The 24,157-nt window shown below is 68.0% G+C and carries 22 protein-coding genes; 3 read left to right on the forward strand and 19 right to left on the reverse strand.

Features of this window, described 5'->3' with window-relative positions; translation table 11 throughout:
• Window positions 1-2: 2 nt before the first annotated feature.
• From recN to ftsW, 13 genes are all read right to left on the reverse strand, one after another.
• Window positions 3-1,652, reverse strand: coding sequence for a DNA repair protein RecN (recN, locus tag DDT93_RS14230; protein ID WP_109466516.1), 1,650 nt, complete (start codon window positions 1,650-1,652; stop codon window positions 3-5).
• Window positions 1,653-1,688: 36 nt separating this feature from the next.
• Window positions 1,689-2,537: an outer membrane protein assembly factor BamD gene (locus tag DDT93_RS14235; protein WP_109466517.1), complete on the reverse strand. Its 849-nt coding sequence runs from the start codon at window positions 2,535-2,537 to the stop codon at window positions 1,689-1,691.
• A 127-nt stretch (window positions 2,538-2,664) separates the two neighbouring features.
• On the reverse strand, window positions 2,665-3,585 hold the full coding sequence (lpxC, locus tag DDT93_RS14240) for a UDP-3-O-acyl-N-acetylglucosamine deacetylase (protein WP_109466518.1): 921 nt from the start codon (window positions 3,583-3,585) through the stop codon (window positions 2,665-2,667).
• A 218-nt stretch (window positions 3,586-3,803) separates the two neighbouring features.
• Complete coding sequence (gene ftsZ, locus DDT93_RS14245) at window positions 3,804-5,441, reverse strand: cell division protein FtsZ (protein ID WP_109466519.1); 1,638 nt, start codon at window positions 5,439-5,441, stop codon at window positions 3,804-3,806.
• A gap of 378 nt (window positions 5,442-5,819) precedes the next feature.
• Window positions 5,820-7,154, reverse strand: coding sequence for a cell division protein FtsA (ftsA, locus tag DDT93_RS14250; RefSeq protein ID WP_109466520.1), 1,335 nt, complete (start codon window positions 7,152-7,154; stop codon window positions 5,820-5,822).
• A gap of 64 nt (window positions 7,155-7,218) precedes the next feature.
• Window positions 7,219-8,118: a cell division protein FtsQ/DivIB gene (locus DDT93_RS14255; protein WP_408607939.1), complete on the reverse strand. Its 900-nt coding sequence runs from the start codon at window positions 8,116-8,118 to the stop codon at window positions 7,219-7,221.
• Window positions 8,106-8,984: a D-alanine--D-alanine ligase gene (locus DDT93_RS14260; protein WP_232825473.1), complete on the reverse strand. Its 879-nt coding sequence runs from the start codon at window positions 8,982-8,984 to the stop codon at window positions 8,106-8,108. The genes DDT93_RS14255 and DDT93_RS14260 overlap by 13 nt, the downstream gene beginning before the upstream one ends.
• A 140-nt stretch (window positions 8,985-9,124) precedes the next feature.
• Complete coding sequence (murB, locus tag DDT93_RS14265; RefSeq protein ID WP_109466835.1) at window positions 9,125-10,054, reverse strand: UDP-N-acetylmuramate dehydrogenase; 930 nt, start codon at window positions 10,052-10,054, stop codon at window positions 9,125-9,127.
• 182 nt (window positions 10,055-10,236) lie between these two features.
• Window positions 10,237-10,497: a DUF2484 family protein gene (locus DDT93_RS14270; RefSeq protein WP_109466523.1), complete on the reverse strand. Its 261-nt coding sequence runs from the start codon at window positions 10,495-10,497 to the stop codon at window positions 10,237-10,239.
• Window positions 10,494-10,748 carry a DUF2484 family protein gene (locus DDT93_RS14275; RefSeq protein ID WP_109466524.1) on the reverse strand — a complete coding sequence of 85 codons (255 nt, stop codon included), beginning with the start codon at window positions 10,746-10,748 and terminating at the stop codon, window positions 10,494-10,496. The genes DDT93_RS14270 and DDT93_RS14275 overlap by 4 nt, the downstream gene beginning before the upstream one ends.
• An 88-nt stretch (window positions 10,749-10,836) precedes the next feature.
• Window positions 10,837-12,234, reverse strand: coding sequence for a UDP-N-acetylmuramate--L-alanine ligase (gene murC, locus DDT93_RS14280; protein WP_109466836.1), 1,398 nt, complete (start codon window positions 12,232-12,234; stop codon window positions 10,837-10,839).
• A 22-nt stretch (window positions 12,235-12,256) separates the two neighbouring features.
• Entirely contained in the window at window positions 12,257-13,363 is a 1,107-nt protein-coding gene (locus tag DDT93_RS14285) for a UDP-N-acetylglucosamine--N-acetylmuramyl-(pentapeptide) pyrophosphoryl-undecaprenol N-acetylglucosamine transferase (RefSeq protein WP_109466525.1), read from the reverse strand.
• Window positions 13,360-14,526, reverse strand: a complete 1,167-nt coding sequence (gene ftsW, locus DDT93_RS14290) for a putative lipid II flippase FtsW (protein ID WP_109466526.1) — start codon at window positions 14,524-14,526, stop codon at window positions 13,360-13,362. Before ftsW ends, DDT93_RS14285 begins: the two co-directional genes overlap by 4 nt.
• A gap of 128 nt (window positions 14,527-14,654) precedes the next feature.
• Between ftsW and DDT93_RS14295 the strand changes: the two genes are divergently transcribed.
• From DDT93_RS14295 to DDT93_RS14305, 3 genes are read left to right on the forward strand one after another with little or no spacing between them, the layout of a single operon-like run.
• Window positions 14,655-15,833: a BaiN/RdsA family NAD(P)/FAD-dependent oxidoreductase gene (locus tag DDT93_RS14295; protein ID WP_109466527.1), complete on the forward strand. Its 1,179-nt coding sequence runs from the start codon at window positions 14,655-14,657 to the stop codon at window positions 15,831-15,833.
• A 56-nt stretch (window positions 15,834-15,889) separates the two neighbouring features.
• On the forward strand, window positions 15,890-16,102 hold the full coding sequence (locus DDT93_RS14300) for a hypervirulence associated TUDOR domain-containing protein (protein ID WP_109466528.1): 213 nt from the start codon (window positions 15,890-15,892) through the stop codon (window positions 16,100-16,102).
• Window position 16,103: 1 nt separating this feature from the next.
• The gene (locus DDT93_RS14305; RefSeq protein ID WP_109466529.1) at window positions 16,104-17,090 is read left to right on the forward strand and encodes a DNA topoisomerase IB; all 987 of its coding nucleotides are present in this window, start codon (window positions 16,104-16,106) and stop codon (window positions 17,088-17,090) included.
• On the opposite strand, the gene murD is transcribed toward DDT93_RS14305, so the two are convergent.
• The 6 genes from murD to DDT93_RS14335 form a co-directional block, all read right to left on the reverse strand.
• Window positions 17,087-18,484: a UDP-N-acetylmuramoyl-L-alanine--D-glutamate ligase gene (gene murD, locus DDT93_RS14310; protein ID WP_109466530.1), complete on the reverse strand. Its 1,398-nt coding sequence runs from the start codon at window positions 18,482-18,484 to the stop codon at window positions 17,087-17,089. The two genes, DDT93_RS14305 and murD, sit on opposite strands and share 4 nt — an antisense overlap.
• A 259-nt stretch (window positions 18,485-18,743) precedes the next feature.
• Window positions 18,744-19,490, reverse strand: a complete 747-nt coding sequence (locus DDT93_RS14315; protein ID WP_109466531.1) for a gamma-glutamylcyclotransferase — start codon at window positions 19,488-19,490, stop codon at window positions 18,744-18,746.
• 216 nt (window positions 19,491-19,706) lie between these two features.
• A complete protein-coding gene (locus tag DDT93_RS14320) occupies window positions 19,707-20,114 on the reverse strand; it encodes an ACT domain-containing protein (RefSeq protein ID WP_109466532.1) in 408 nt (135 codons plus the stop codon).
• Complete coding sequence (gene mraY / locus DDT93_RS14325; protein ID WP_109466533.1) at window positions 20,111-21,193, reverse strand: phospho-N-acetylmuramoyl-pentapeptide-transferase; 1,083 nt, start codon at window positions 21,191-21,193, stop codon at window positions 20,111-20,113. The genes DDT93_RS14320 and mraY overlap by 4 nt, the downstream gene beginning before the upstream one ends.
• Window positions 21,194-21,213: 20 nt before the next feature.
• Window positions 21,214-22,662: a UDP-N-acetylmuramoyl-tripeptide--D-alanyl-D-alanine ligase gene (locus DDT93_RS14330; protein WP_109466534.1), complete on the reverse strand. Its 1,449-nt coding sequence runs from the start codon at window positions 22,660-22,662 to the stop codon at window positions 21,214-21,216.
• On the reverse strand, window positions 22,659-24,152 hold the full coding sequence (locus tag DDT93_RS14335; protein WP_109466535.1) for a UDP-N-acetylmuramoyl-L-alanyl-D-glutamate--2,6-diaminopimelate ligase: 1,494 nt from the start codon (window positions 24,150-24,152) through the stop codon (window positions 22,659-22,661). The genes DDT93_RS14330 and DDT93_RS14335 overlap by 4 nt, the downstream gene beginning before the upstream one ends.
• Window positions 24,153-24,157: the final 5 nt, after the last annotated feature.

The raw sequence follows: 24,157 nt of genomic DNA on the forward strand, positions 1-24,157 counted from the left end.
GCCTATCCGTCCAGCAGGGCGCGGGCCGCCGCCCGGGCCTCCTTGGTGATGGTATCCCCGGCCAGCATCCGCGCGATCTCGTCGATCCGGTCGGACTCGGCCACCGGCACGACGGTGGACAGCGTGGCATCGTTGGCCACCTGTTTCTGCACCCGCCAGTGATGGCCCCCGCGCGCAGCGACCTGCGGCGAATGGGTCACGACCAGCACCTGCCCGTTGCGAGCAAGCGACGCGAGCCGCCGGCCCACCGCGTCGGCGGTCGCCCCACCCACGCCCCGGTCGATCTCGTCGAAGATCATGGTGACGCCGGAGTTCTCGCCGGTCAGGCAGACCTTCAGCGCCAGCAGGAACCGGCTCAGTTCCCCGCCCGAGGCGATCTTGTTCAGCGGACCTGCGGGCGCGCCGGGGTTGGTCGCGACGGTAAAGGCGACCGCGTCCCGCCCGTCCGGTCCCGCTTCCCCCTCTGCCACGTCGGTGTGGAACACGGCGCGCTCCATCTTCAGCGGCGCGAGTTCGGCCATCACCGCCGCATCGAGCCGCCCGGCCGCCGCGCGCCGCGCTGCCGACAGTGTATCGGCGGCCTTGTCATAGGCGGCCTCGGCATGGCTCAGGGCCTCCTGCCGTTCCGCCAGGTCCGCGTCGCCCGCATCGAGCCGGGCAAGCCTCTGCCGCAATTCCCCGGCGAAGGCGCCCAGATCGTCCGCGACGATCCCATGCTTGCGCGCCAACGCCCGGATGGCGAACAGCCGCTCCTCGGTCGCTTCCAGCTCGCGCGGGTCGAAATCCAGTCGGTCGAGGCTCTGCTCGACCCCGTCCTGCGCCTCGCCCAGTTCGATCATCGCCCGGCTCAGCGCGGCAAGCGCACCGTCGAGGGTTCCCTCCGCCTTGTCGGCAGCCCCCTCCAGCCAGCGGATCGCATCCCCCAGCGCCGCCTCGGCGCCCTGCGGCCCAAGTATCTCGTGCGCCCGCGCGATGTCGGTGCGGATGCGCTCGGCCCCCTGCATCAGACGCCGCCGCGCGTCGAGTTCGGCGTCCTCGCCCGGTTTGGGGTCGATCTTGTCGAGTTCCGCCACCGAATGGCGCAGGAAGTCCTCTTCGGCGCGGACGGCCGCCAGCGCCGCCTCGGTCTCGGCCACCGCCTTGCGGGCCTCGCGCGCCGTGGCCCAGGCCGTGCGGACTGCCACGCGCTCCGCCTCGAGCCCCGCGAAAGTGTCGAGCATGTCGCGGTGTCCGCGCGGGTTCAGCAGGCCCCGGTCGTCATGCTGACCATGCAGCTCGACCAGCGTGTCCGACAGCGCCCGCAGCACCTCGCCGCTGGCCCGGCGGTCATTGATCCACGCCGTCTTGCGCCCGTCCCCGCCGTTCACCCGCCGCAGGATCAGTTCCTCACCCGCAGGCAGGCCCGCCTCTTCCAGCACTGCCCGCGCGGGATGGTCCGGCGCGAGGTCGAAGACGGCAGTCACCTCGCCCTGCTCTGCCCCCTGCCGCACCAGATCGGCGCGGCCGCGCCAGCCCAGCACGAATCCCAGCGAATCCAGCAGGATCGACTTCCCCGCCCCGGTTTCGCCGGTCAGAACGTTCAGACCCGGCTGGAACGCGATGTCCAGCCGGTCGATGATGAGAATATCGCGGATTTCAAGCGCGCGCAGCATCTGCAGGATCCGTCAGGCGAACCGGCCCGTTACGGCTCAGAGCCATGCGCCCTTGACGGTCTGGCGATAGACCTTTGCCAGCCAGCTGTCGCCCTGCACCTTCATCTCAAGGCCCTTGCTGGTCAGCAGCTTGTACCCGTCCTTGTACCAGTCGCTGGACTGGAAGTTGTAGCCAAGGATGGCACCGGCCGTCTGCGCCTCGTCGTCAAGACCCAGCGACAGGTAGCACTCGATCAGGCGGAACAGCGCTTCGGGCGTGTGCGTCGTGGTCTGGAAGTCCTCGACCACCACGCGGAACCGGTTGGTCGCCGCCGCAAAATGCTTGTGACGCAGGTAATAGCGCCCCACTTCCATTTCCTTGCCGGCCAGATGGTCGAAGGCCAGGTCGAACTTCAGGATCGCCGCCGAGGCATACTCGCTGTCGGGATAGAGCTCGATCACCCTGCGCAGCGACTGCAGCGCCTGGAAGGTCAGGCCCTGATCGCGGCCGACCTCGTCGATCTGGTCGTAATAGCTCAGCGCCAGCAGGTACTGGGCATAGGCCGCGTCCTCGTCCGTCGGATAGTAGTCGAGGAAACGCTGCGCCGCGGCCCGGCTCTCTTCATAGCTGCCGCCCTCGTGCAGGGCATAGGCCTGCATGATCAGCGACCGTTTGGCCCAGTCGGAATAGGGATAGAGGCGTTCGATCTCGGAAAAGAAATAGGCCGCATCCGCCTCGCGGCCCCGCGAGATCTCGAACTCGCCGCGTTCGAAGATCTGGTCCGGCGTATAGGCTTCCAGTGAAATGGCGCTCTTGGATACACCGCCGTCACCGCCACAGGCCGAAAGCCCAACCGCCAGGATCAATGCGCTCAAAGCCTTGGCCCGCAACATGCCGCCCATCATGCGTAACTACCCTTGTCCTCGCGACCGGATTACCCCGGCTTGGGGTCGGTCTAGCACAGAAACATCTGGTGCAAAATGGCTTATGGGCGCCCTGCGGGGCGAGGTCAACCGCATGGCGCGCATCGCGTCAGGCGACGTTCGGGATTTCCGAAAAGACCAGACCCTGCCCCGGCAGACGTGCCGCCATGGCCTCGTCGCACAGCACGGTACGGACCGCGCCGGGGGTGTGGAACAGCTCGCGCAGCAGGGTATTGGTGAGCGAGTGACCGGCACGTTCACCGATGTAGTGGCCAAAGATCGGCCCACCGGCAAGCGCAAGGTCGCCGAGCGCGTCGAGCATCTTGTGGCGCACGGCCTCGTCGGGGTGACGGAAGCCGCCCGGGCTCAGCACCCGGTCGCCATCGACGACGACAGCGTTGGTCATGGTGCCACCCAGCGCCAGCCCGTTCTCGTGCATGGCATCGACGTCGGACTGACGGCAGAAGGTACGGCTGTCGCAGAGTTCGCGGGCGAAGGAGCCGTTGCGCATGTCGAGCCGCTTGCTCTGGCGGCCAATGGCGGCATCGGCAAAGTCGATGTGGAACTCGATCTCGAACTTGTCGGCGGGCTTCAGCGTCGCGCGGGCCCCGTCCTTCTCGACGGTAACTTCCTGCATGACCTGAAAGGCCAGAACCGGCGCGTTCAGGCGGCGGACGCCGCGCGCCATGATGCCGCGCACGAAGGGCGCGGACGAGCCGTCGAGGATCGGAACTTCGGGACCGTCGATCTCGATCAGGGCGTTGTGCACGCCGCAACCGGCCAGCGCGGCCATCACGTGTTCGACGGTGGAAACGGACACACCCGACTGGTTGACCAGCTTGGTGCAGAGCGGCGAGCGTTCGGCCACGTCCCATAGGGCCGGGATCATCGCGTTGCCGATATGGATGTCGGTACGGCGGAACCAGATGCCATGACCGGCCGAAGCGGGGCGCAGCACCATCCGGACGTCAGAGCCCGTGTGCAGGCCGACGCCTTCGAAAACCACCGGTGATTTGAGCGTATTCTGCAAGGATCTGCCCCGTCTCTAACCCATTCGCCAAACCCACTCCGGGCCTGGATGTGAATGAGGTAGTCGCAGGGGCGCAAACCCTCAACTCAATCTTTGCAACCGATTGAAACATGCCTGTAACAAACTGGCAAAACCCCGCTAATCGCGCCACAAATCATTGATTTAAAACAGAAAGGGCCGCCACTTGGCGACCCCTTCGAGTTTATTTCGTGACGAGATTAATTCGCCTGACGCCGCAGAAACGCCGGAATTTCGATGCGTTCCTGGTCCCGGTCGGGCTCGGCCTGGGCCCGCTGCGCGCTCTCGGTGTGGCGCACCGTGGGCTGCTGACGCACCGGCTTGGCGGCCGGGCGCTCGGCCGGAACGTCACCGGCATGGCCGGTCATCCGGTTGATCAGCGAGTTGATGCCAAAGCCCTTCTTCTCGGCCGGCTGGCGGTTCAGTTCCAGCGGCTCGCGGCGGTTGATCCCGCCCGGCGATTTCTGGGCGGCGGCAGCGGCCTGCAGGCGGCGCAGCGTTTCCGGCGAAGGCGTGCCCGGGGCCGGAGCTTTGGGCGCAACGAAGGTCTCGGGAGAGACTTCTTCCTCGTAGGCGTCGGTCTGCGGCTCGAAGGCCGGGACGTTCGGACGGTACGCCGGCGGCGGCAGGCCGTCGTCGCCCCGCAGTTCCGGCTCGTCGTCATACCCGGTCGCAACGCGGCGCGGTTCCGGCTGGCGGTGTTCGACAACCGGCTCCTGCTCCATGCCGGTGAACAGCGAGGGCTCGGCTTCCGGCTCCTGCGCCATGGCCACTTCCTCGACCATCGGCTCCAGCGTGGCCGCGGCAGCGGTCGCGGGCTTTTGCAGCGGCTGCGACAGCGACCGGCGCGGCACCGGGATTTCCGCCACTTCGCTGGCGTCGATGCCGGTGGCCACAACGCTCACGCGCATGGTGCCTTCCATGGTCTCGTCCAGCGTCGAGCCGACGATGATGTTCGCGTCCGGGTCCACTTCCTCGCGGATGCGGTTGGCCGCTTCGTCCAGTTCGAACAGGGTCAGGTCGTGGCTGCCGGTGATGTTGATCAGCACGCCCTTCGCCCCGCGCAGCGAGATCTCGTCCAGCAGCGGGTTGGCGATGGCCTTCTCGGCGGCCTGGATGGCGCGATCTTCGCCCTCGGCCTCGCCGGTCCCCATCATGGCCTTGCCCATCTCGTCCATCACGGCGCGGACGTCGGCAAAATCGAGGTTGATCAGGCCCGGACGGACCATCAGGTCGGTCACGCCCTTCACACCCTGGTACAGCACGTCGTCGGCCATCGAGAACGCCTCGGTAAAGGTCGTCTTCTCGTTGGCGAGGCGGAACAGGTTCTGGTTGGGGATGATGATCAGGGTATCGACCATCTTCTGCAGCGCCTCGACGCCCTCCTCCGCCTGGCGCATCCGCTTGGCGCCTTCGAACTGGAAGGGTTTGGTCACCACGCCCACGGTCAGGACACCAAGCTCACGGGCAGCCTGCGCGATGATCGGCGCGGCGCCGGTCCCGGTGCCGCCGCCCATGCCGGCGGTGATGAAGCACATGTGCGCACCAGCGAGGTGATCGACGATCTCCTCGATGCTTTCTTCGGCGGCGGCGGCGCCCACGGCGGCACGGGCCCCGGCACCCAGCCCCTCGGTCACCTTCACGCCCATCTGGATGCGGCTGGTGGCGGCGCTTTGCTGCAGCGCCTGCGCATCGGTGTTGGCCACCACAAACTCGACGCCGTCGAGCTTCTTCTCGATCATGTTGTTGACCGCGTTACCCCCGGCGCCACCGACACCGAAAACCGTAATACGGGGCTTGAGATCTTCCTGGCCTGGGATCGAGAGATTCAAAGTCATTTTTGGGTTCCGCCTGTCATTAATCGGTTCACGCACACCACCGCCTCTGCCGGGCGGCTATTTGGTTATGACTGTATAGCTAACGCGACCGAGCGTCACCCAAAAAACACAGAAGTTATACAAAATATGCTCACAAATTGACGAAGCCCGGCGGTATTTCGCCAAACCGCCAAGATGTTGCGGATTTTGGTGAATGTGACACTAAAACCGAGCCCGGACGCCTGGCGCGATGGCCGGACACCCCGATCGGAGTTCAGAATCATCTGTCGTGTCTAGGAAGACTGCTCAGTCTGCCACGGGCTCTGACGGCCCCTGTGGATAACCCTAGCAAAACCGACGATCCCGGTCACCTGATTCTGTTTAACGCTAACGTTCGCCTCACCAATTATCCTTGAACCACTTGACCGCCCGGCGGATCGAGCGAGACGAATATCTATCCACAGGGATTTCGAAGTCCCACCATTCGTCCTGTGGATGAGCTGCGAAAAGCGACAGGCCGACCGCCGAGGCAAAGCCCGGTCCGGTGGCCGATTGCGGCAGCCCCTGCACCCGCAGCGGGCGTCCCAGCCGCACCTGCTGGCCAAGGATGCGCGCCGCCAGCCCGTCAAGGCCCGGCGTCTGGCTGCCCCCGCCCGTCAGCACGATCTGCTGGCTCGGCAGGTACGAGAAACCCGCAGCGTCCAGCCGCTCGCGGACCTCTTCGAGGATCTCCTCGACGCGTGGCCGCATGATGCCGATCAGCTCGGCCCGCGACACCCGCCGCCGGTCGTGCTCGTAGTCGCCGGTATCGCCGCCGATCTCGATCATCTCGCGGTCGTCCATGCCGGTGGCGTGCACCCCACCGTAAAAGGTCTTGATCCGCTCGGCATTGGCCATCGGCACGGCAAGGCCCATCGAGATGTCCTGCGTGACGTGGTCCCCACCCATGCGCACGCAATCGGCATAGATCATGTGCTTCTTCATGAAGATCGAGACCGAGGTCGTACCGCCGCCCATGTCGACACAGGCCGAGCCCAGCTCCTGCTCGTCCTCGACCAGCGCCGAGATGCCCGAGACATAGGCCGAGTTCGCGATCCCCGCGAGCTCGAGGTCACAGCGCTTGATACAATGCACGAGGTTCTGGATGGCGTCAGAGTCCACCGTCAGCATGTGCATGTCCACGGCCAGTTCATGCCCCAGTTGTCCGCGCGGGTCCGACAGGCCCGAGCGGTGATCAAGGGCAAAGTTCACCGGCTGGGCGTGCAGCACCTCGCGCCCTGCCCCGTACTCGGGGACATCGCAGGAGGCCAGCACCCGCGCAACCTCGTTCTCGGTGACGACATTGCCTTCCAGCTCGACCTTGGCGTCCAGACCATAGGAGCGGGGCTGCGCGCCCGAGAAACAGGCGATCACGTGGTCGACGCGCACTTCGGCCATCTTCTGCGCGGCCTGCAGCGCGGTACGGATGGCGCGCTCGGTCTCCTGCATCGCGGTGATCTCGCCGAACTGCACCCCGCGCGACCGGGTCGTCGCCGCGCCCACCACGCGGAACCCGGACTGGCCTGCCAGCGCGCCGATGGAGTTGTCGTCCGACAGGCGCACGGTGCCGTCGAAGCGCAGGACAAGGCAGGCGATCTTGGAACTGCCCACGTCCAGAATGGCGATGACACCGCGCTGAAGGGCCTGCTGGCGCATCTGCCGCATGGCCCGCTGTGATTGATAGAGATCCGTCATTTACCGCTGCCCGTCGTTCTTCTTGCTTTTTTAACCGTTGTGTCTTGCTGCCCTCTGCGGGGCATTAATTCCTGTCGGAACTGATCTTCCTCAGATGCCACCAGTCCTTGACCGCGTTGTCGCTCATCCGCAGCGTCGGGCGTGCGCCCAGCCGCATGTCAACGACGGCCACGTCGCGCGCCAGCATGTCCTGCGCCTCGCTCAGCGCGATCACCCGCTCCAGCGCGCGCACCGGCGCCTCGGTCGGCAGCATGATGCGCTGGTTGCGGTCCAGCACCACGTCCCAGCGCCGTTCGCCCACCCGCACTAACCCGCGCAGACGCCCGTCCAGGGGCGTGGCGGCGGCGATGATCGCCAGGGCCTCGGGCACGACCTTGTCCGCCCCCTCCCCCGCGATCAGCGGCAGATCGGTGCGATCCTCGCGCGCCGGAAGCTCGCCGATATAGGCGCCGGTCTCGTCCAGCAGCGACAGGCCCTCGCGGGTCCGCCATGCCACCACCGGCTGCCGCTCCACCACGTCCACCTGCAGGATGCCGCCGGGCCGGATGCGCAGGCTCACCGCCTTGACCGGGTCGAGCCCCGCGATGGTCTCGCGCATGGCGTCGATATCGAGATCGAAGGACGACACCGGAAAGTCCAGCGGCACCACTTCGCGCACGTCCATGGCAAGGGACTCGCTCGCCCCGTCGATCGCCATCGCCGAGACCATGAATTCCGGCCGCGCCTCGATCGACGAGCGGACGTCGGCGACCAGCCCCAGCAGATCGTTGCGGCGCCCCTCGTCGGCCAGCCACAGCGAAGTGGCGGCGAAGATGGCGAAGAAGGGCACACCGATGCGCAGGCCAAGCCGGATCCCCGGCGTCAGCATCCAGCGCTGCACCCGGTAGGACAGCCGCGACGGCGCCGGGTCGTGGCGCACCCGGGCCTGCTGGCCCCGCATCCTCTGCGCTCTCACCTGTTGCAAGAGGCGTCCTCCACAAGCCAGCGGCACAGCGCGCCGAACGAGATCCCCTGCGAGGCCGCCTGCTCGGGGCTGAGCGAGGTCGGCGTCATGCCGGGCTGCGTGTTGGTCTCGAGCAGCACGAGGCCCTTGGCCCCCCGGCTCTCGTCCCAGCGGAAATCGGTGCGCGACAGGCCCCGGCACCCAAGCGCGCGATGCGCGTGCAGCGCGTAGTCGAGGCAGAGGTCGAAGATGTCGCGCGGCAGGTCGGCGGGCACCACGTGGCGCGATCCGCCCGGCGCATACTTGGCGTCGTAGTCGTACCAGCCCTCGGTCAGGATATCGGTCACCGTCAGCGCCCGGTCGCCCATCACCGTTGCGGTCAGCTCGCGCCCGGGGACATAGGCCTCGACCATCACCCGGTCGGGGGTCTTGTCGTCCAGCACCGGCGGACCGTTGGCAGCCTCGTGCACGAAGTAGATGCCGACCGACGACCCTTCGTTGTTCGGCTTCACCACGTAGGGCGGCTGCATCACGTGCCCGGCCATCACGTTGGCCTTGCTCTCGATCACCGAGGCGACCACCGGCAGACCCGCGGACTCGTAGGCCGCCTTGGTTCGCTGCTTGTCCATCGCAAGGGCCGAGGCCAGTACGCCGGAATGGGTGTAGGGAATGCGCAGCCATTCTAGGATGCCCTGCACGCAGCCATCCTCGCCCCAGCGGCCATGAAGGGCATTGAACACGACGTCGGGCGCGATCTCGGTCAGGCGCACAGGCAGACCGGGGCCGGCATCGACCTCCACCACCTCGAATCCTTCGCCCCTGAGTGCGGCGGCGCATTCGCGACCCGTCGACAACGACACCTCGCGCTCCGCCGAGGCACCGCCCATCAACACCGCAACTTTCCTGGGGGCCGCGCTCGACTGACCCACGAGAAGTGCCTCAAATTACCCGGGCCTGTTGCGACCCGTTGTGTCTGTTTATCCTGTTGATCGACAACCGGTTTTGATTGTTTGAAATTCTGGTGCGATCAGGACTGCTCTGTCAGCGGATCACCGATCCGCATGATTTCCCATTCTAGCGTTATGCCGCTGGACTCGTAAACCTTTTTTCGCACCTGCTCGCCCAGCGCCTCGAGGTCGGCCGCCGTCGCATCGCCGGTATTGACCAGAAAGTTCGAGTGCTTCTCGCTCATCTGCGCGCCGCCGATCCGAGCCCCGCGCATGCCCGCATCGTCGATCACCTTCCACGCCTTCAGCTCGTGCGTGTCGTCGGCGCGCCCGGTCGAGGAAAATCCCGCCGGGTTGCGAAAGGTCGACCCCGCGGTGCGGTCCTTTGTCGGCTGGGTCGCGTCGCGCTTGGCCAGCTGGTCCGCCATCCGCGCCGCCAGCTCCTCCGGGTCGCCCGCCGGGCCCTTCAGAACCGCCGAGACCAGCACCGCGCCCTCGGGCAGGTCGGACTGGCGATAGCGAAAGTTCAGGTCCCCCGGGGTCAGCGTCAGCAGGTCGCCCGCCCGGGTGATCACCGTGGCGCTTTCCAGAACGTCCGCGACATAGCTGCCATAGCACCCCGCGTTCATGCGGACCGCGCCGCCGATCGAGCCCGGGATGGTCCGCAGGAAGGTCAGGTCCACTCCGGCCTCGGCCGCCTTCCTCGCAACATGGGCGTCGAGCGCGGCGGCCCCGGCGACAACCCGCCCCTCCGCCACCTCGATGCCGTTGAAACCACGCCCGAGGCGGATCACCACCGCCCGCAGCCCGCCGTCGCGCACGATGAGGTTGGAACCGACGCCCATCGGAAAGACCGGGACAGAGGGATCGAGCGCGCGCAGGAACTCCGCGAGGTCCTCGGCATCGGCAGGCTGGAACAGCCAGTCCGCCGGCCCGCCCACGCGCAGCCAGGTGAGATCGGAGAGCGGTCGGCCCTCGGTAAGCCTGCCGCGGGGCGTGGGAAGCTCGATGTGCACGTCTGGTCTCTTTCTGCCGGTGGTCTGGCCCTGGTGGGTGCCCGTCTGGATGTCACGTGTGGATGTCACGTCCCTACACCAGAGGGCGACGCGATGGCCAGAGGCAGCCCCGGGGGCTCTGCCCCCGTCGCCTGACGGCGACTCCCCCGGGATATTTGGAACCCAAAGAAGCGGTCTCAGCCGCCGTCGCGGTGAAGGGCGCGGGCGCGCGCCCAGCGCACCAAGTGGATCACCGGCCAGCGCAGCACGCTCATGCCCATGACCATCACCGCGAGCCCCACCCAGGGGCCATTCTGCCAGGTCACGTAGCCGAGCAGCGGAATGCCAAGCCCGATCAGGCCGTAGGCGGCGCGCCAGTGGTAGTCGCGGCTGGGCAACATGCCGATGACATTGGCCACCACGGCCCAGATCGCGGCGAGGATGAGGGAGAGGCTCATCGCGGCCCCTCCGTTTCCTGGCCGCGCCACTTGCGCCAGAAGTAGCGCAGCGGGTGGCGGAACATCGACACGAAGGCGGCCAGCGACAGCAAAGCGGCGATCCAGCCGTAGTCGATACCGATCCAGACGATCAGCAGCGGCGCGGCGATCAGCAGGGTCAGGCCCGGCGCATACTGCAGGCGCATGGGAAGGAAGGCGGTGGCCGTGGCAGCAAGGGCCCAGAACACGGCGGCGGCGAGCGAGGCGGTCATGCCATGCCTCCCGCCTGCCCGTCCGGGCGGGGTGACAACGGCGCGGGGCCGATCCGGTGTGTCATCAGATCGGCGCCCGACACCGCCGCTATCCCTTCAGCCGGTCCGGCAGGGCATTGGCCCATGCGCTGATGGTACCGGCGCCGAGGCAGACGACCATGTCGCCCTCGCGCGCCTGCTCGCGCACCAGCCGTTCGAGGTCGTCCTCGGAGACGATGGCGCGGGCGTGGCGGTGGCCGTGCCGGATCAACCCGGCGACGAGGTCATCGCGCGTGGCGCCCGGGATCGGCTCCTCGCCGGCGGCGTAGACATCGGCGATGGCGACCACGTCGGCCTCGTTGAAGCAGTTGCAGAAGTCCTCGAACAGCGAGGACAGGCGGGTGTAGCGGTGCGGCTGGTGCACCGCGATGACCCGGCCGGTGGTGGCCTGCCGCGCGGCGCGCAGCACGGCGGCGATCTCGACCGGGTGGTGGCCGTAGTCGTCGATCACCGTCACCCCGTTCACCTCGCCCACGCGGGTAAAGCGGCGGTTGACCCCGCCGAAGGCGGCCAGCGCCTCGCGGATCTCGGAGGACTTCATGCCGAGGTGGCGTGCGACGGCAACCGCCGAGAGCGCGTTCGACACGTTGTGGTCGCCCGGCATCGGCAGGGTGCAGCCCTCGATCACCATCTCGTCGGCCTGCAGGGCGACGTCGAAATGGGCGATGCCCTTTTCATAGCGCAGGTTCACCGCGCGCACGTCGGCCTGGGCGTTGAAGCCGTAGGTCACCACGCGGCGGTCGGTGATCCGCCCGACAAGGCGCTGGACCTCCTCGTGGTCGGTGCAGCAGACGGCGAGGCCGTAGAAGGGAATGTTCGACACGAAATCGTAGAAGCCGTCGCGCAGACGGTCGAAGCTGCCCCAGTGCTCCATGTGCTCTGGGTCGATGTTGGTCACGATGGCGATGGTCGCCGGCAGGCGGGTGAAGGTGCCGTCGCTCTCGTCGGCCTCGACCACCATCCATTCGCCCTGCCCCATGCGCGCGTTCGAGCCGTAGGCGTGGATGACGCCGCCGTTGACCACGGTGGGATCGAAGCCGCCCGCATCCAGCAGGGTGGCGACCATCGTGGTTGTGGTGGTCTTGCCGTGGGTCCCGGCGATGGCGACGTTGGATTTCAGCCGCATCAGTTCGGCCAGCATCTCGGCCCGGCGCACCACCGGCAGACCCCGGCGGCGGGCCTCGTCCAGTTCCGGGTTGCCCGGCTTGATCGCCGAGGAGATCACCACGACTTCGGCCAGTTCGAGGTTCTCGGCCTTCTGGCCCTCGAAGATGGTCGCGCCCATCGCGGCGAGGCGGTCGGTGATCTTGGAGGATTTCAGGTCCGAGCCCTGCACCGTGTAGCCGTGGTCGATCAGCACCTCGGCGATGCCGGACATGCCGATGCCGCCGATGCCGACGAAGTGGATCGGTCCGATATCGAGCGGGAGTTTGGTTGCAGCGTTCATGATCTGGCTTCCATCCATCCTGTCATTCCCTTCCGGCGAGTTCGGTCACCAGTGCGACCAGCCGGTCGGTCGCATCGGGTGCCCCGGCGGCCAGGGCCGCCCGCGCCATCCGCGCGGCGCCATCGGGATTCGTGAGCAAAGTGGTGATCTGCTCGCAGAGGCTCTGGGCGTCAAGGGCCTTTTCCGGAATCAGGATGGAGGCCTCGGCATCGACCAGCGTGCGCGCGTTGGCGGTCTGGTGGTCCCCGGCGGCGGCGGCGAAGGGGATCAGGATCGAGGGCCGCCCGATCACCGTCAGGTCGGCGATCGAGGAAGCCCCGGCGCGCGAGATCACCAGCTGCGCCTCGGCCATGCGGCGGGGCACGTCCTGAAAGAAGGGTTTGACCTCGGCCGGGATACCGGCCTCGTCATAGGCGGCGGTCACGCGCTCCATGTCCTCGGGCCGGGCCTGATGGCTGACGCGGAGGTTGCGCTTGAGCTCGGGATCGAGGCGGGCCAGCGCATCGGGCAGCACGTCGGAGAGGATGCGCGCGCCCTGGCTGCCGCCCATCACCAGCAGCGACATAGGGTAGTCGCCGGGGCTGATGTAGCTCGCCCCGGCCCGGTCCAGCACCGCGGCGCGCACCGGGTTGCCGGTGTGGATGCCATAGGCGCCCTCGGGCAGCTCGGTCGGCCAGACGCCGCAGGCGACGAAGGCCACGCGCTTGGCAAAGACCTGGTTCACCTTGCCGAGGATGCCGTTCTGCTCGTGGATCATGCGCGGCAGGTTCAGCAGCGTCGCCGCCCCCAGCGCCGGGATCGAGGGGTAGCCGCCGAAGCCGACCACCGCGTCGGGCTTGTCGCGCCACATGCGCCAGGCGGTGCCCAGCACGCCCGCGGCGATCCGGGGCAGCACCATGGCCTTGGCCAGCACGCCGCCGCGCGCGAAGGTCGCGCTCGGCACCTCGACGATCTCGGTCGAATGGGGAAAGCCGCTGGTGTAGCGCGCACCGCGCGCGTCGGTCGACAGGCGCACCCGCCAGCCCTTGCGCAGCATGGCCTCGGCCAGCGCCTGCGCGGGGAACATGTGGCCTCCGGTGCCGCCGGCCGCGATGATCAGCAGCGGGCGGTCTCCGTCGCGCTCCGTCATCGGCCCCTGCCGCGCAGGATGTCGGCGATTTCGCCCTGCGGGCGGCTGCGGGTGAAAGCCAGCAGCATGCCCACCGCGATGCCCCCGGCGATCAGCGAGGAGCCGCCGTAGCTGACGAACGGCAGGGTCATGCCCTTGGCGGGCAGCAGCCGCACGGCGACGCCCATGTTGATGATGGCCTGAACGCCGAAGGTACAGGCCAGCCCGGTGCCCGCGAGGCGGATGAAGGGGTCACGCTCGCGCATCAGGCGCATCAGCGACCGCACCACGACGATGGAATAGAGCGCGATGATCACCAGCACGAGGATCAGGCCGTATTCCTCGGCCGCCACGGCGATGATGAAGTCGGTATGCGCATCCGGCAGCGACCACTTGACCTGCCCCTCGCCTACGCCGACGCCGAACAGCCCGCCTTCGCGGATCGCGTTGGTGGCATAGCCAAGCTGGGTGGTCGGGTCGAGGTCGGGGTTCATGAAGCCGTCGATGCGGCGCGCGAAGTGTTCGGAATAGGAATAGGCCAGCGAGCCGCCCAGCACGACCATCGCGGCCATGCCCACCAGCAGCAGCATCGGCGCGCCCGCGACAAAGTACATGACGCCCCAGCCGAACAGCACGAGGCAGGCCTGCCCGAAGTCGGGCTGCATCGCCAGCATCAGCACGATGGCGATGCAGAGCGAGAAAGACCAGAGCTTGCCCGGGGGGCCGTTGATCTCCTGGCTGGCCGCCAGCATCCACGCTGCGGCGACCATGAAGCCGGGCTTAAGAAACTCGGAGGGCTGCACGCTGGCGAAACCGAGGGAGAACCAGCGTACAGCCCCTTTGCCGAAATCCGTTCCGAAAAACGGCAAAAGCGCCAATGCCACGAAGGCGCCGAGAAAACCGATTACCGCCAACCGGCGAACCACAACCGGCGACATCATAGAGGTCAGAAGCATCGAGATGACGGCGAGCCCTCCGAAGAAGGCCTGCCGCTGAACGTAGTGAAACGGTTGGAACCCGTTGCGCGACGCCAGGGGCGGCGACGATGCGAGCCCGAGGAGGAGTCCGATCACGAACAGGAGAAGGACGCAGCACATCGACCACTTGTCGAGTGTACGCCACCACTTTGGAAGTATGGGTTCGCCGCCCCTGTCAGGGACCGCGCCATATACCATTTCGGTCATGGTTTACCGCCGTTTCTGCCTCTATCCGCCCCTTTGCGGGGTCTGATGCAGATACTCTACAGTGAAAATAATTCTGTCGCCAGCCTCTTCCTCTTGCCATCCGCGCAAATCCGCGCCACCCGGGGCCGATGGAGTTCCGGACGATCATTCTGGGTGCAGGTGCCGCGGGCATGATGTGCGCCGCCCATGCGGGGCCCGGCGCGCTGGTGCTCGACCATGCCCGCGCGGCGGGCGAGAAGATCAGGATCTCCGGCGGCGGGCGCTGCAATTTCACCAATCTCCACGCCGCGCCCGAGAACTTTCTCTCGGGCAATCCGCATTTCTGCAAGTCGGCGCTGGCGCGGTACACGCAGTGGGATTTCCTCGACCTTGTCGGTTGTCACGGCATCGCATGGCACGAAAAGACACTGGGCCAGCTGTTCTGCGACGACAAGGCCACGCAGATCACCGCCATGCTGCGCACCGAGATGGAGCGCGCGGGGGCCGCGCTGTGGCTCCAGACCAGCCTGGCCGACCTGCGTCGCACCGAGACGGGCTTTGCGCTGGAGGTCGAGCGCGAGGGCGCGCGGCACAGCCTGACCTGCCGCAACCTCGTCCTTGCCACCGGCGGCAAGTCGATCCCCAAGATGGGCGCGACCGGCCTTGCCTATGAAATCGCCCGGCAATTCGGCCTGCCGCTGACCGAGACGCGGCCCGCGCTGGTGCCCTTCACCTTTTCCGACAGCCGCTTCGCCCCGATCTCGGGCGTCGCCACCCCGGCCCGCCTGTCGAACGACCGGGCGAGCTTTGACGAGGCACTGCTGTTCACTCATCGCGGGCTGTCGGGCCCGGCAGTTCTGCAACTCTCGTCCTACTGGCGGGAGGGCGAAGAGATCGTGGTGGACCTCGACCCGGCCAACGCGCTTTACGACGCGCTCCGCGAACAGCGGCAAAGCTCGGGGCGGCGCGAGTTGCGCACCGAATTGGCCCGCCACCTGCCCGCCCGGCTGGTCGAGTTCCTCGCGCCCGACCTCGGCCTCACGGGCAACCTCGCCGACCAGTCCGACACCGCGCTGCGCGCGCTCTGCGACCGGCTGAGGGGCTGGCGCCTGACGCCTTCGGGCACCGAGGGCTATCGCACCGCCGAGGTGACGCTGGGCGGCATCGACACCAATAGCCTCTCGTCTCGGACGATGGAGGCGACCTCGGTGCCGGGCCTCTACGCCATCGGCGAGGCGGTCGATGTCACCGGCTGGCTGGGCGGTTACAACTTCCAGTGGGCCTGGTCCTCGGGCCACGCGGCGGGACGCGCGATCGCCGCAGCCTGAGCGGAACCGCCACGCCCCGCGCGGCGTTTTCCCCGCGTCAGAGGGGAGAGGTGACGATGGCATTCGAAACCGGGGACCGGGTTGAATGGGACTGGGCGCAGGGCAGTGCCGCGGGTCGCATCGAGGAAATCCACCACACGCGCATCTCGCGCCTGCTCAAGGGATCGCGGATCGTGCGCAACGGCAGCGCGGAGAACCCCGCGCTGGTGATCCGCCACGAAAAGGGCGGCGAGGTGCTGAAACTCGCCTCCGAAGTCAGGCACGCCTGAGATGGGCGCGGGGACACAGGGTCCGACCGACCTGCCCCGGGGCCTGACGTGGTATCCGGACAACCGCCCGGGGATCAGCCGCCGCCGCAGGGGGCGCGGCTTTTCCTACGTGGCGGCGGACGGCACCACCATCGCCGACAAGGCCGAACGGCTGCGGATCGAGGCCCTTGCCGTGCCCCCCGCCTACGTGGACGTCTGGATCAGCCCGCGCGCCAACGGCCACCTTCAGGCCACCGGGTATGACGCGCGCACGCGCAAGCAATACCGCTATCACCAGAGATGGGCCGAGGCGCGTTCGGAACAGAAGTTCGAGAGCCTGACCGAGTTTGCCCGCGCCCTGCCCCGCATCCGCCGCCGGGTGACACGGGATCTTGCCGAAGAACCGGGTGACGAACGCTTTGCCCTCGCCGCCGCCGTCCTGCTGATCGACCGGTTGTCGCTGCGTGTCGGGAACGAGGCCTACGCGCGCGAGAACGGGTCCTATGGTGCGCTGACGCTGAAACGGCGCCATCTGAAGCTGACCGAGGCGGGGCTGAACCTCAATTATGTCGCCAAGGGCGGCAAGAAGGTGCGCCGCCGCCTGACCGACCGCAAGCTGCTGCGCGTGCTGAACGAGGTGCGCGACCTGCCGGGCGCCGAACTGCTGACATGGGTGGACGACGGCGGCACCGTCCGGCGGCTGAGTTCCGGCGCGCTGAACGCCTACCTTGCCGAAGCGGGCGGCGGAGACTTCACCGCCAAGACCTTTCGCACATGGGCCGGAACGCTCGCTGCCTTCGAGGCGGTCGAGGCCGGAGCAGAGACCATCAGGGCGCTGAGCGAGGTGGCGGCGGAACGGCTGGCCAATACGCCCACCGTTGCGCGCAACGCCTATATCCACCCGCGCGTGATCGCCCTGACCGAAACCGGCCTGCCGGAGATCGACAGCGCCGGGCTGCGCGGCCTGACCGCCGCCGAGAACCGCCTGCTGGCCTTCCTCGGGTCCTAGTCCGCCAGGGCCCGCACCCGCGCAGCGAAATCGTCGCCGCGCTGCTCGAAGTTGTCGTACTGGTCGAAGCTGGCCGCCGAGGGGGCGAGCAGAACGGTCTCGCCCGGTTCGGCCTCTGCCGCCGCGCGGGCGACGGCCGTTGCCATGTCGGTGCAAACCTCGGTCTCGCAGTCGAGCTGCAGCGCGAAGTTCGCCGCCTCGCGGCCGATGACATAGGCCTTGGCCACGTTGCCCATCGCCGGTTTCAGTGCGCCAAGCCCACCTTCCTTCTCCAGCCCCCCGCAGATCCAGCGGATGCGCTCGAAGGCCTGCAGCGCCTTCAGCGCGCTGTCGACGTTGGTGGCCTTGCTGTCGTTCACGTAGGTGACGCCGCCGATGGTCGCGACGATCTGGCTGCGGTGCGGCAGGCCCGGATAGCTTGCCAGCGCCTGTTCGATGACGCGCGGGGCCAGCCCCAACGCGCGGCAGACCGCGTAGGCGGCGCAGGCGTTCTGGTGGTTGTGCGCACCGGGCAGCCCGGTGATCGGGCGCAGGTCGATCGAGCCGACCTGCTTGCCCTTGCGATACTCCGACAGGAAGCCCTTGCGCGCGAAGACCTGCCAGCCCGGCCCGGCGAGCTTGCGCGCGACCGAGACGCGGATCACGCGGTCATCGGTCGGGCCCTCGGAGAGCTGGTTGGCGAGGAACAGGCCCTCGGTCTCGTCCACGCCGACGACGGCCCGGTCCGGCCCGCCCTCGGCAAAGAGGCGGCGCTTGGCGGCGAAATAGCCGCCCATGCCGTTGTGCCGGTCGAGGTGGTCGGGCGAGAGGTTGGTGAAGACGGCAATGTCGGGCGTCAGCGCGCGGGCCAGTTCGGTCTGGTAGGAGGAGAGCTCGAGCACCACCACCTCGCCGTCGATGGCCGGGTCGAGGTCGAGCACGCCGCGCCCGATGTTGCCCGCGAGCTGGGTGGGGCGGCCGACCTCGGAGAGGATGTGATGAATCAGCGCCGAGGTGGTCGACTTGCCGTTCGACCCGGTCACGGCGACGACCCGGGGGGCGGTGTCGAACTCTTCCCAGTCGGCGGTGGCGAAGGAGCGGAAGAACAGCCCGATGTCGTTGTCGACCGGCACACCGGCCTCCATCGCGGCGGCGATCACCGGGTTGGGGCGCGGGTAGAGATGCGGGATGCCGGGCGAGACGATCAGCGCGTTCACCGTATCGAAAGCGCCCGCGCGGGTCAGGTCGACCGGCTCGAACCCCTCGGCGGCGGCCTTGTCGCGGGTTGCGGGGTTGTCGTCCCAGCAGAGCACCTCGGCCCCGCCCTCGCGCAGCGCCTTTGCCGCGGCGAGCCCCGAGCGCCCGAGCCCGAGCACCGCGATTGTCTGTCCCTCTACGCCTCTGACCGGAATCATGCCTGCCCCTTTCGCCTTTTGGCCGGGACAGTGCCCCGTGCGCAGGGCCGAGTGCAAGGTGATGTGGTTGTTGGGGGCGTCTCGGGGCCCCGGATCAAGTCCGGGGCGTGGGGGGTGGTTGCCCGCCCTGGAGTTGCTCCGGGGGCGCGTGTGGGGGAGTGGTCGGCGGGCGTCTCGGGGCCCCGGAGCAGGTCCGGGGCGTGGTGGGGTGGCTGCGCGCCCCGGATTTACTCCGGGGCCACGACACAGAACCCCCCAGCTAGTCCCTTGCCGCCTCAGCCGCCTCGGCCAGCAGTTGGTCGGAGGGGTGCGGCGGGCCTTCGGCGATGCGGCGGGCGACCAGTTCCTGCATTTCCCAGAGATAGCTGTCGTGGATGCCGTGCCCGGCGAGGTGGGTGATGGTGTTGTAGAGGTATTCGGCCATCGAACCGCGTTCGCCCGCGGCGGTGGCCAGCGCCTCGACCACGAGTGCGGTCTCGAGCCCCGCAAGGTAGTGATCGCTTTCGCGATCCACGGGGAAGGCGATGGCGCGCACCGGGCCATCGCCGGTTTCGACGGTGACCCAGCGCGGCAGCAGGCGGGTCCACTTCAGTGGCATTTCACGGCGGAGGATCTTCAGCAGGTTGTCGCGGATCGCATCGCTCGGCAGACGGAAGATGAGCCCCTGGCAGGAGCCGCCGTGGTCGAGCGCGAGCATTAGGCCCGGCCGCTCGGGGGTGCCGCGATAAAGGCGGACCCAGCCCTGGCAGAAGGACCGCTGCCAGCCTTGAATGGTGCCGAGCCGTTCCTCGGCCACCTCGAACTCGGGGTTCCAGATCAGCGAGCCGTAGGCAAAGATCCAGACCTCGCCCGTGTCCGGGGCGTCGGCCAGCAACGTGTCGGCGGCGGCGGCCCAGTCCGTCTCGGTCGCGCGATCGGTGCGCCCTGCCAGCCGGCCCGACGTGCCCTCGAACGGGGGGACCCGCGCGACGAGTTCGGGCGTGAGGCTCATCAGGTTCTCGGACATCTGCAACTCCTTTGCGCGCGAGGGTATCGTCCTGCGCGACAGGACTGCAAGACGGCGAAGGGTTCACAGGCGCACAGGCCGGGTCCGCAAGATCAAAGAGTTGGCGGAAATTTGTTTCGCGCGCGAAACATTCGGTTTTTGCGACGTTTTACAAGGTGTTTCCGGGGCGAACGCCGGTTACCGAAAGGTTCCCACGGCGCGCGCCCGGAGACTGCCCTAGCCCTTGGCGGCCCGCTTGCGCAGCACGTCCAGCGCCTCCTGCGCGAGGTAGGCTGGCACGAAGACATGGTCATGGTGATAGGCCGCGACCACGTTGCAGGGGATGTTGGCCATCGCCAGCGCCTCGGCCACCGCCGCCGTCAGGCCAATGCCTTCCAGCGAGGAGGTGACGGTGAGGGTGATGCAGGCCATCGTGAGCGAGGTATCGAGCCCGTGCCGCTCGGCGGTTTCGACGGGGAGGATCAGCGACATGCCCTCCTCCTCGCGGTAGGTCGCGATGGCCTCGTTGGCACAGCGCAGGAAGAAGGCCCGGTCGTTGCTGGTGCAGAAGACGAAACGGCCCCTGTTGAGCTCGGGCGACATGCCCGAGATCATCGCCTTGCCGTCGCGGACCGGGCTGCTCATCGCACCTTCAGGGTTGCGAGGCCGATCATCGCGAGGATCAGCGAGATGATCCAGAAGCGGATCACGATGGTCGGCTCGGCCCAGCCCTTTTTCTCGTAGTGATGGTGGATCGGGGCCATCAGGAAGACCCGCTTGCCGGTGCGCTTGAAGTAGAGGACCTGGATGATCACCGACAGCGCCTCGACCACGAAGAGGCCGCCGACGACGGCCAGAACCAGCTCGTGCTTGGTGGCGACCGCGATTGCGCCCAGGGCGCCGCCGAGCGCCAGCGAGCCGGTGTCGCCCATGAACACCGCCGCCGGGGGCGCGTTGTACCACAGGAAGCCGAGACCGCCGCCGAACAGCGCGGCGGTGAAGATCAGGATTTCGCCCGTGCCGGGCACGTAGTGCACGTCGAGGTATTCGGAAAAGTCGATGCGGCCGACGGCGTAGGCGATCACCCCGAGGGTCCCGGCGGCGATCATCACCGGCATGATGGCGAGCCCGTCGAGACCGTCGGTCAGGTTCACCGCGTTGGCGGCGCCGACGATGACGCAGATGCAGAACGGAACGTAGAACCAGCCGAGGTTGACGAGGGTATTCTTGAACACCGGCAGCGCAAGTTCCCAGCGCAGCGCGTCGGGGTGCAGCTGTGCCGCCCAGTAGGCCGCAAGCCCGCCGATCAGCAGGCCGAGCGCAAGGCGGAGCTTGCCCGGAACGCCCTTGGTGTTCTGCTTGGACACCTTGGCGTAATCGTCGGCAAAGCCGATCATGGCAAAGCTCAGGGTCACGAACATCACCAGCCAGACGAAGGGATTGTCGAGCCGCGCCCAGAGCAGCGTCGCCGTCATCAGCGCGCCGACGATCAGCAGCCCGCCCATGGTGGGCGTGCCGGCCTTGACGAAGTGGCCCTCGGGGCCGTCATCGCGGATCGGCTGGCCCTTGCCCTGGGTCCGGCGCAGCACCGCGATCAGCGGGCGGCCGAAGATGAAGCCGAAGATCAGCGCGGTCAGGAAGGCCCCGCCAGCGCGGAAGGTGATGTAGCGAAACAGGTTGAAAAAGTCGCCCCCATCCGACAGCGCGGTCAGCCAGTAAAGCATGTCAGACGGTTCCCTTCATGTCAGGCAGTCTCGCCCAGATCCGGATCCGGCTGCCCATGACCCATTTTGCGGATGGCGTCAACGATGCGCGCCATGTTCATGCTGAGCGAGCCCTTGGCCAGCACAACATCGCCGCTGTCGACCTTGTGGCTGATGTCTCCCTCCATCGCCGAACTGGTCTCGGTCCAGACCCCGCGCTGGTGATCCGGCAGGGCCTTGTAGAGATGTTTCATCAGCGGGCCGACGCAGTGGATGGTGTCGATCCGCTTCATCGCGGCGAGGTCCGCGAGGCCGGCGTGCAGCGCGGCGGCGTCCGGGCCCAGCTCCTTCATGTCCCCCAGAAAGGCGATGCGGCGCCCGAGGCGCACGCGCCCGGTCCCGTCGCGCACCGGCGAGGCCGCCAGCACGTCGAGGGCGGCCGCCATCGAGGTGGGGTTGGCGTTGTAGGCGTCGTCGATGAGGTGGAGGTTCAGGTCGGTTTCGGTCGGGTCGAGCCGGATGATCTCGTGCGCGCCCCGGCCCGAGTAGGGCTGCCAGCGGCCCAGCGAGGCGATGAGCAGGGCGCGGTCGGCGCCCATGCTCCATGCGGCGGCCAGCGCGCCGAGCGCGTTGACGGCAAAGTGGCGGCCGGGCGCGGAGACCTTGTAGAGCAGCGGCGAGCGCCATGCGCGGGCCTGAACCACGCTGGTGCCGTCCACGGTTTCGAGCGAGAGCACCCGGTGATGGGCCGCGTCGGACTCGCCGAAGGTGATCACGCGGGCTCCGGCAGCCTGCGCCGCCGCCTCGAGGATCGGGAAGGTTTCGATATCGCAGTTCAGGACGGCGGTGCCATCGGGTTCGAGCCCCTCGACGATGCTGGCCTTTTCGGCGGCGATGCCTTCGATATTGCCAAAGGCTTCGAGGTGCGCGGCGGCGACGGTGGTGACCATCACCACGTGCGGGCGGGCCATCCGCGCCAGCGGCGCGATCTCGCCGGGGTGGTTCATGCCGATCTCGATCACCGCGAACTCGGTATCCGCCGGCATCCGCGCCAGCGTGAGCGGCACGCCCCAGTGGTTGTTGTAGCTGGCCACGCTGGCATGGGTGCGGCCCTGGTCCGACAGCATCCCCGCGAGCATTTCCTTGGTCGAGGTCTTGCCGACACTGCCGGTGACCGCGACGACCTTGCCCGTCATCCGGGCGCGCCCGGCGATGCCGAGCGCTTCGAGCCCGGTCTGGACGTCGTCGACGATCAGCAGCGGCGCGTCGGCGGCGACGCCTTCGGGCACATGGGTCACCAGCGCTGCGGCGGCGCCCTTGTCGAGCGCCTGCGCGACGAATTCATGCCCGTCGCGCGCGACCTTGAGCGCCACGAAGAGATCGCCCGGCTGCAGCGTGCGGGTGTCGATGGAGACGCCGTTGGCATGCCAGTCGCCCTGTGCGCGGCCTCCGGTTGCCTTTGCTGCCTCGGCTGCTGTCCAGAGTGTCATGCGAGCCTCCCGTCGAGCACGGCCACCGCCATGCTCGCCTGTTCCACGTCATCGAAGGGCAGCACGTCATCCCCGACGATCTGCCCGCTTTCATGTCCCTTGCCCGCCACCAGCAGTGCGTCGCCCGGTTCGAGCAGGTGCACGCCGCGCAGGATCGCCTCGGCCCGGTCGCCGATCTCGGTCGCGCCGGGTGCACCGGCCATGACCGCCGCGCGGATGGCTGCCGGGTCTTCGCTGCGCGGGTTGTCGTCGGTCACGATGACCTTGTCCGCGTAGTCCACCGCCGCCTTGCCCATCAGTGGCCGCTTGGTGGCGTCCCGGTCGCCCCCGGCGCCGATGATGGCGATCAGGCGCCCCATCACATGGGGGCGCAGCGCGTCGAGCGCCGTGGCGATGGCATCGGGGGTATGGGCGAAGTCGACGAAGACCGCCGCGCCGTTCTCGCGCGTGGCAGCCAGCTGCATCCGGCCCCGCACCGTCGTGAGGTGCTGGAGGGTCTGGAACACCATCTCGGGCGCGTCGCCCGCAGCGATGGCAAGCCCCGCCGCCAGCAGAACGTTCTCGGCCTGGAAGCCGCCGATGAGGTTGAGCCGGGTCTGGTAGACCCGCTCCGACCATGAAAAGCGGATATCCTGCCCGGTGGCATCGAAGCGCTGGTTCAGCAGGTTGAGGTCGCCCACCCCGCGCCCGGTGGTCAGGATGCGCTGGCCGCGGGCGGCCGCCACGGCACGCATCTCGGCGCCGCGAGGGTCGTCGAGGTTGATCACCGCCGTCCCCTCTTCGGGGAGAACCCGGCGGAACAGACCGGCCTTGGCCGCGAAGTACTCGTCGAAGTTCGCGTGGTAGTCGAGGTGATCCTGGCTGAAGTTCGAGAAGCCCGCCGCCGCAAGCTGCACGCCGTCGAGGCGGCGCTGGTCGAGCCCGTGGCTGGAGGCCTCCATCGCCGCGTGGGTCACGCCGTTCTGGGCCGCCCCCGCAAGCATCCGGTGCAGGGTGATCGGCTCGGGCGTGGTATGGGCCAGCGGCGCGCTCCACGCCCCCTCGACCCCGGTAGTGCCGAGGTTGACGGCGGCATGGCCCAGTTCGGTCCAGATCTGGCGCACGAAGGTCGCGACGGAGGTCTTGCCGTTGGTGCCGGTCACCGCGACCATCGTCGCCGGTTGCGCCCCGAACCAGAGGGCGGCCGTATAGGCCAAAGTCTGCCGAGGATCGTCGGAGAGGATCACTGCCACATCGGTTCCCGACAGGACCGGGGCGGCCAGCTTGGCACCTTCGGCGTCGGTCAGAATCGCCGCCGCGCCCTTTTCGAGCGCCGTGGGGATGAAGTCACCGCCGTGGACCTTGGTCCCCGGGAGGGCCGCGAAGAGGTAGCCGGGCTGGATATCCCGGCTGTCCACGGACAGCCCTGTAATCAGTGGATCGCGCCCCGCGCGTGCGGTCAGTGCCAGTTCGCTAAGCTTCTTGGCGGGTCTCTCGGTTGATGCGCCCATTACCC

The organism is Albibacillus kandeliae, assembly GCF_003116585.1.
Classification (GTDB): Bacteria; Pseudomonadota; Alphaproteobacteria; order Rhodobacterales; family Rhodobacteraceae; genus Albibacillus; species Albibacillus kandeliae.

Coding starts and splice junctions, on each gene's coding strand:
- recN (WP_109466516.1), bottom strand. CDS start 1,652: ATGCTGCGCGCGCTTGAAATCCGCGATATTCTCATCATCGACCGGCTG.
- DDT93_RS14235 (WP_109466517.1), bottom strand. CDS start 2,537: ATGATGGGCGGCATGTTGCGGGCCAAGGCTTTGAGCGCATTGATCCTG.
- ftsZ (WP_109466519.1), bottom strand. CDS start 5,441: ATGACTTTGAATCTCTCGATCCCAGGCCAGGAAGATCTCAAGCCCCGT.
- ftsA (WP_109466520.1), bottom strand. CDS start 7,154: ATGACGGATCTCTATCAATCACAGCGGGCCATGCGGCAGATGCGCCAG.
- DDT93_RS14260 (WP_232825473.1), bottom strand. CDS start 8,984: ATGGGCGGTGCCTCGGCGGAGCGCGAGGTGTCGTTGTCGACGGGTCGC.
- DDT93_RS14270 (WP_109466523.1), bottom strand. CDS start 10,497: ATGAGCCTCTCCCTCATCCTCGCCGCGATCTGGGCCGTGGTGGCCAAT.
- DDT93_RS14275 (WP_109466524.1), bottom strand. CDS start 10,748: ATGACCGCCTCGCTCGCCGCCGCCGTGTTCTGGGCCCTTGCTGCCACG.
- murC (WP_109466836.1), bottom strand. CDS start 12,234: ATGAACGCTGCAACCAAACTCCCGCTCGATATCGGACCGATCCACTTC.
- DDT93_RS14285 (WP_109466525.1), bottom strand. CDS start 13,363: ATGACGGAGCGCGACGGAGACCGCCCGCTGCTGATCATCGCGGCCGGC.
- ftsW (WP_109466526.1), bottom strand. CDS start 14,526: ATGACCGAAATGGTATATGGCGCGGTCCCTGACAGGGGCGGCGAACCC.
- DDT93_RS14295 (WP_109466527.1), top strand. CDS start 14,655: ATGGAGTTCCGGACGATCATTCTGGGTGCAGGTGCCGCGGGCATGATG.
- DDT93_RS14300 (WP_109466528.1), top strand. CDS start 15,890: ATGGCATTCGAAACCGGGGACCGGGTTGAATGGGACTGGGCGCAGGGC.
- DDT93_RS14305 (WP_109466529.1), top strand. CDS start 16,104: ATGGGCGCGGGGACACAGGGTCCGACCGACCTGCCCCGGGGCCTGACG.
- murD (WP_109466530.1), bottom strand. CDS start 18,484: ATGATTCCGGTCAGAGGCGTAGAGGGACAGACAATCGCGGTGCTCGGG.
- DDT93_RS14315 (WP_109466531.1), bottom strand. CDS start 19,490: ATGTCCGAGAACCTGATGAGCCTCACGCCCGAACTCGTCGCGCGGGTC.
- DDT93_RS14320 (WP_109466532.1), bottom strand. CDS start 20,114: ATGAGCAGCCCGGTCCGCGACGGCAAGGCGATGATCTCGGGCATGTCG.
- mraY (WP_109466533.1), bottom strand. CDS start 21,193: ATGCTTTACTGGCTGACCGCGCTGTCGGATGGGGGCGACTTTTTCAAC.
- DDT93_RS14330 (WP_109466534.1), bottom strand. CDS start 22,662: ATGACACTCTGGACAGCAGCCGAGGCAGCAAAGGCAACCGGAGGCCGC.
- DDT93_RS14335 (WP_109466535.1), bottom strand. CDS start 24,152: ATGGGCGCATCAACCGAGAGACCCGCCAAGAAGCTTAGCGAACTGGCA.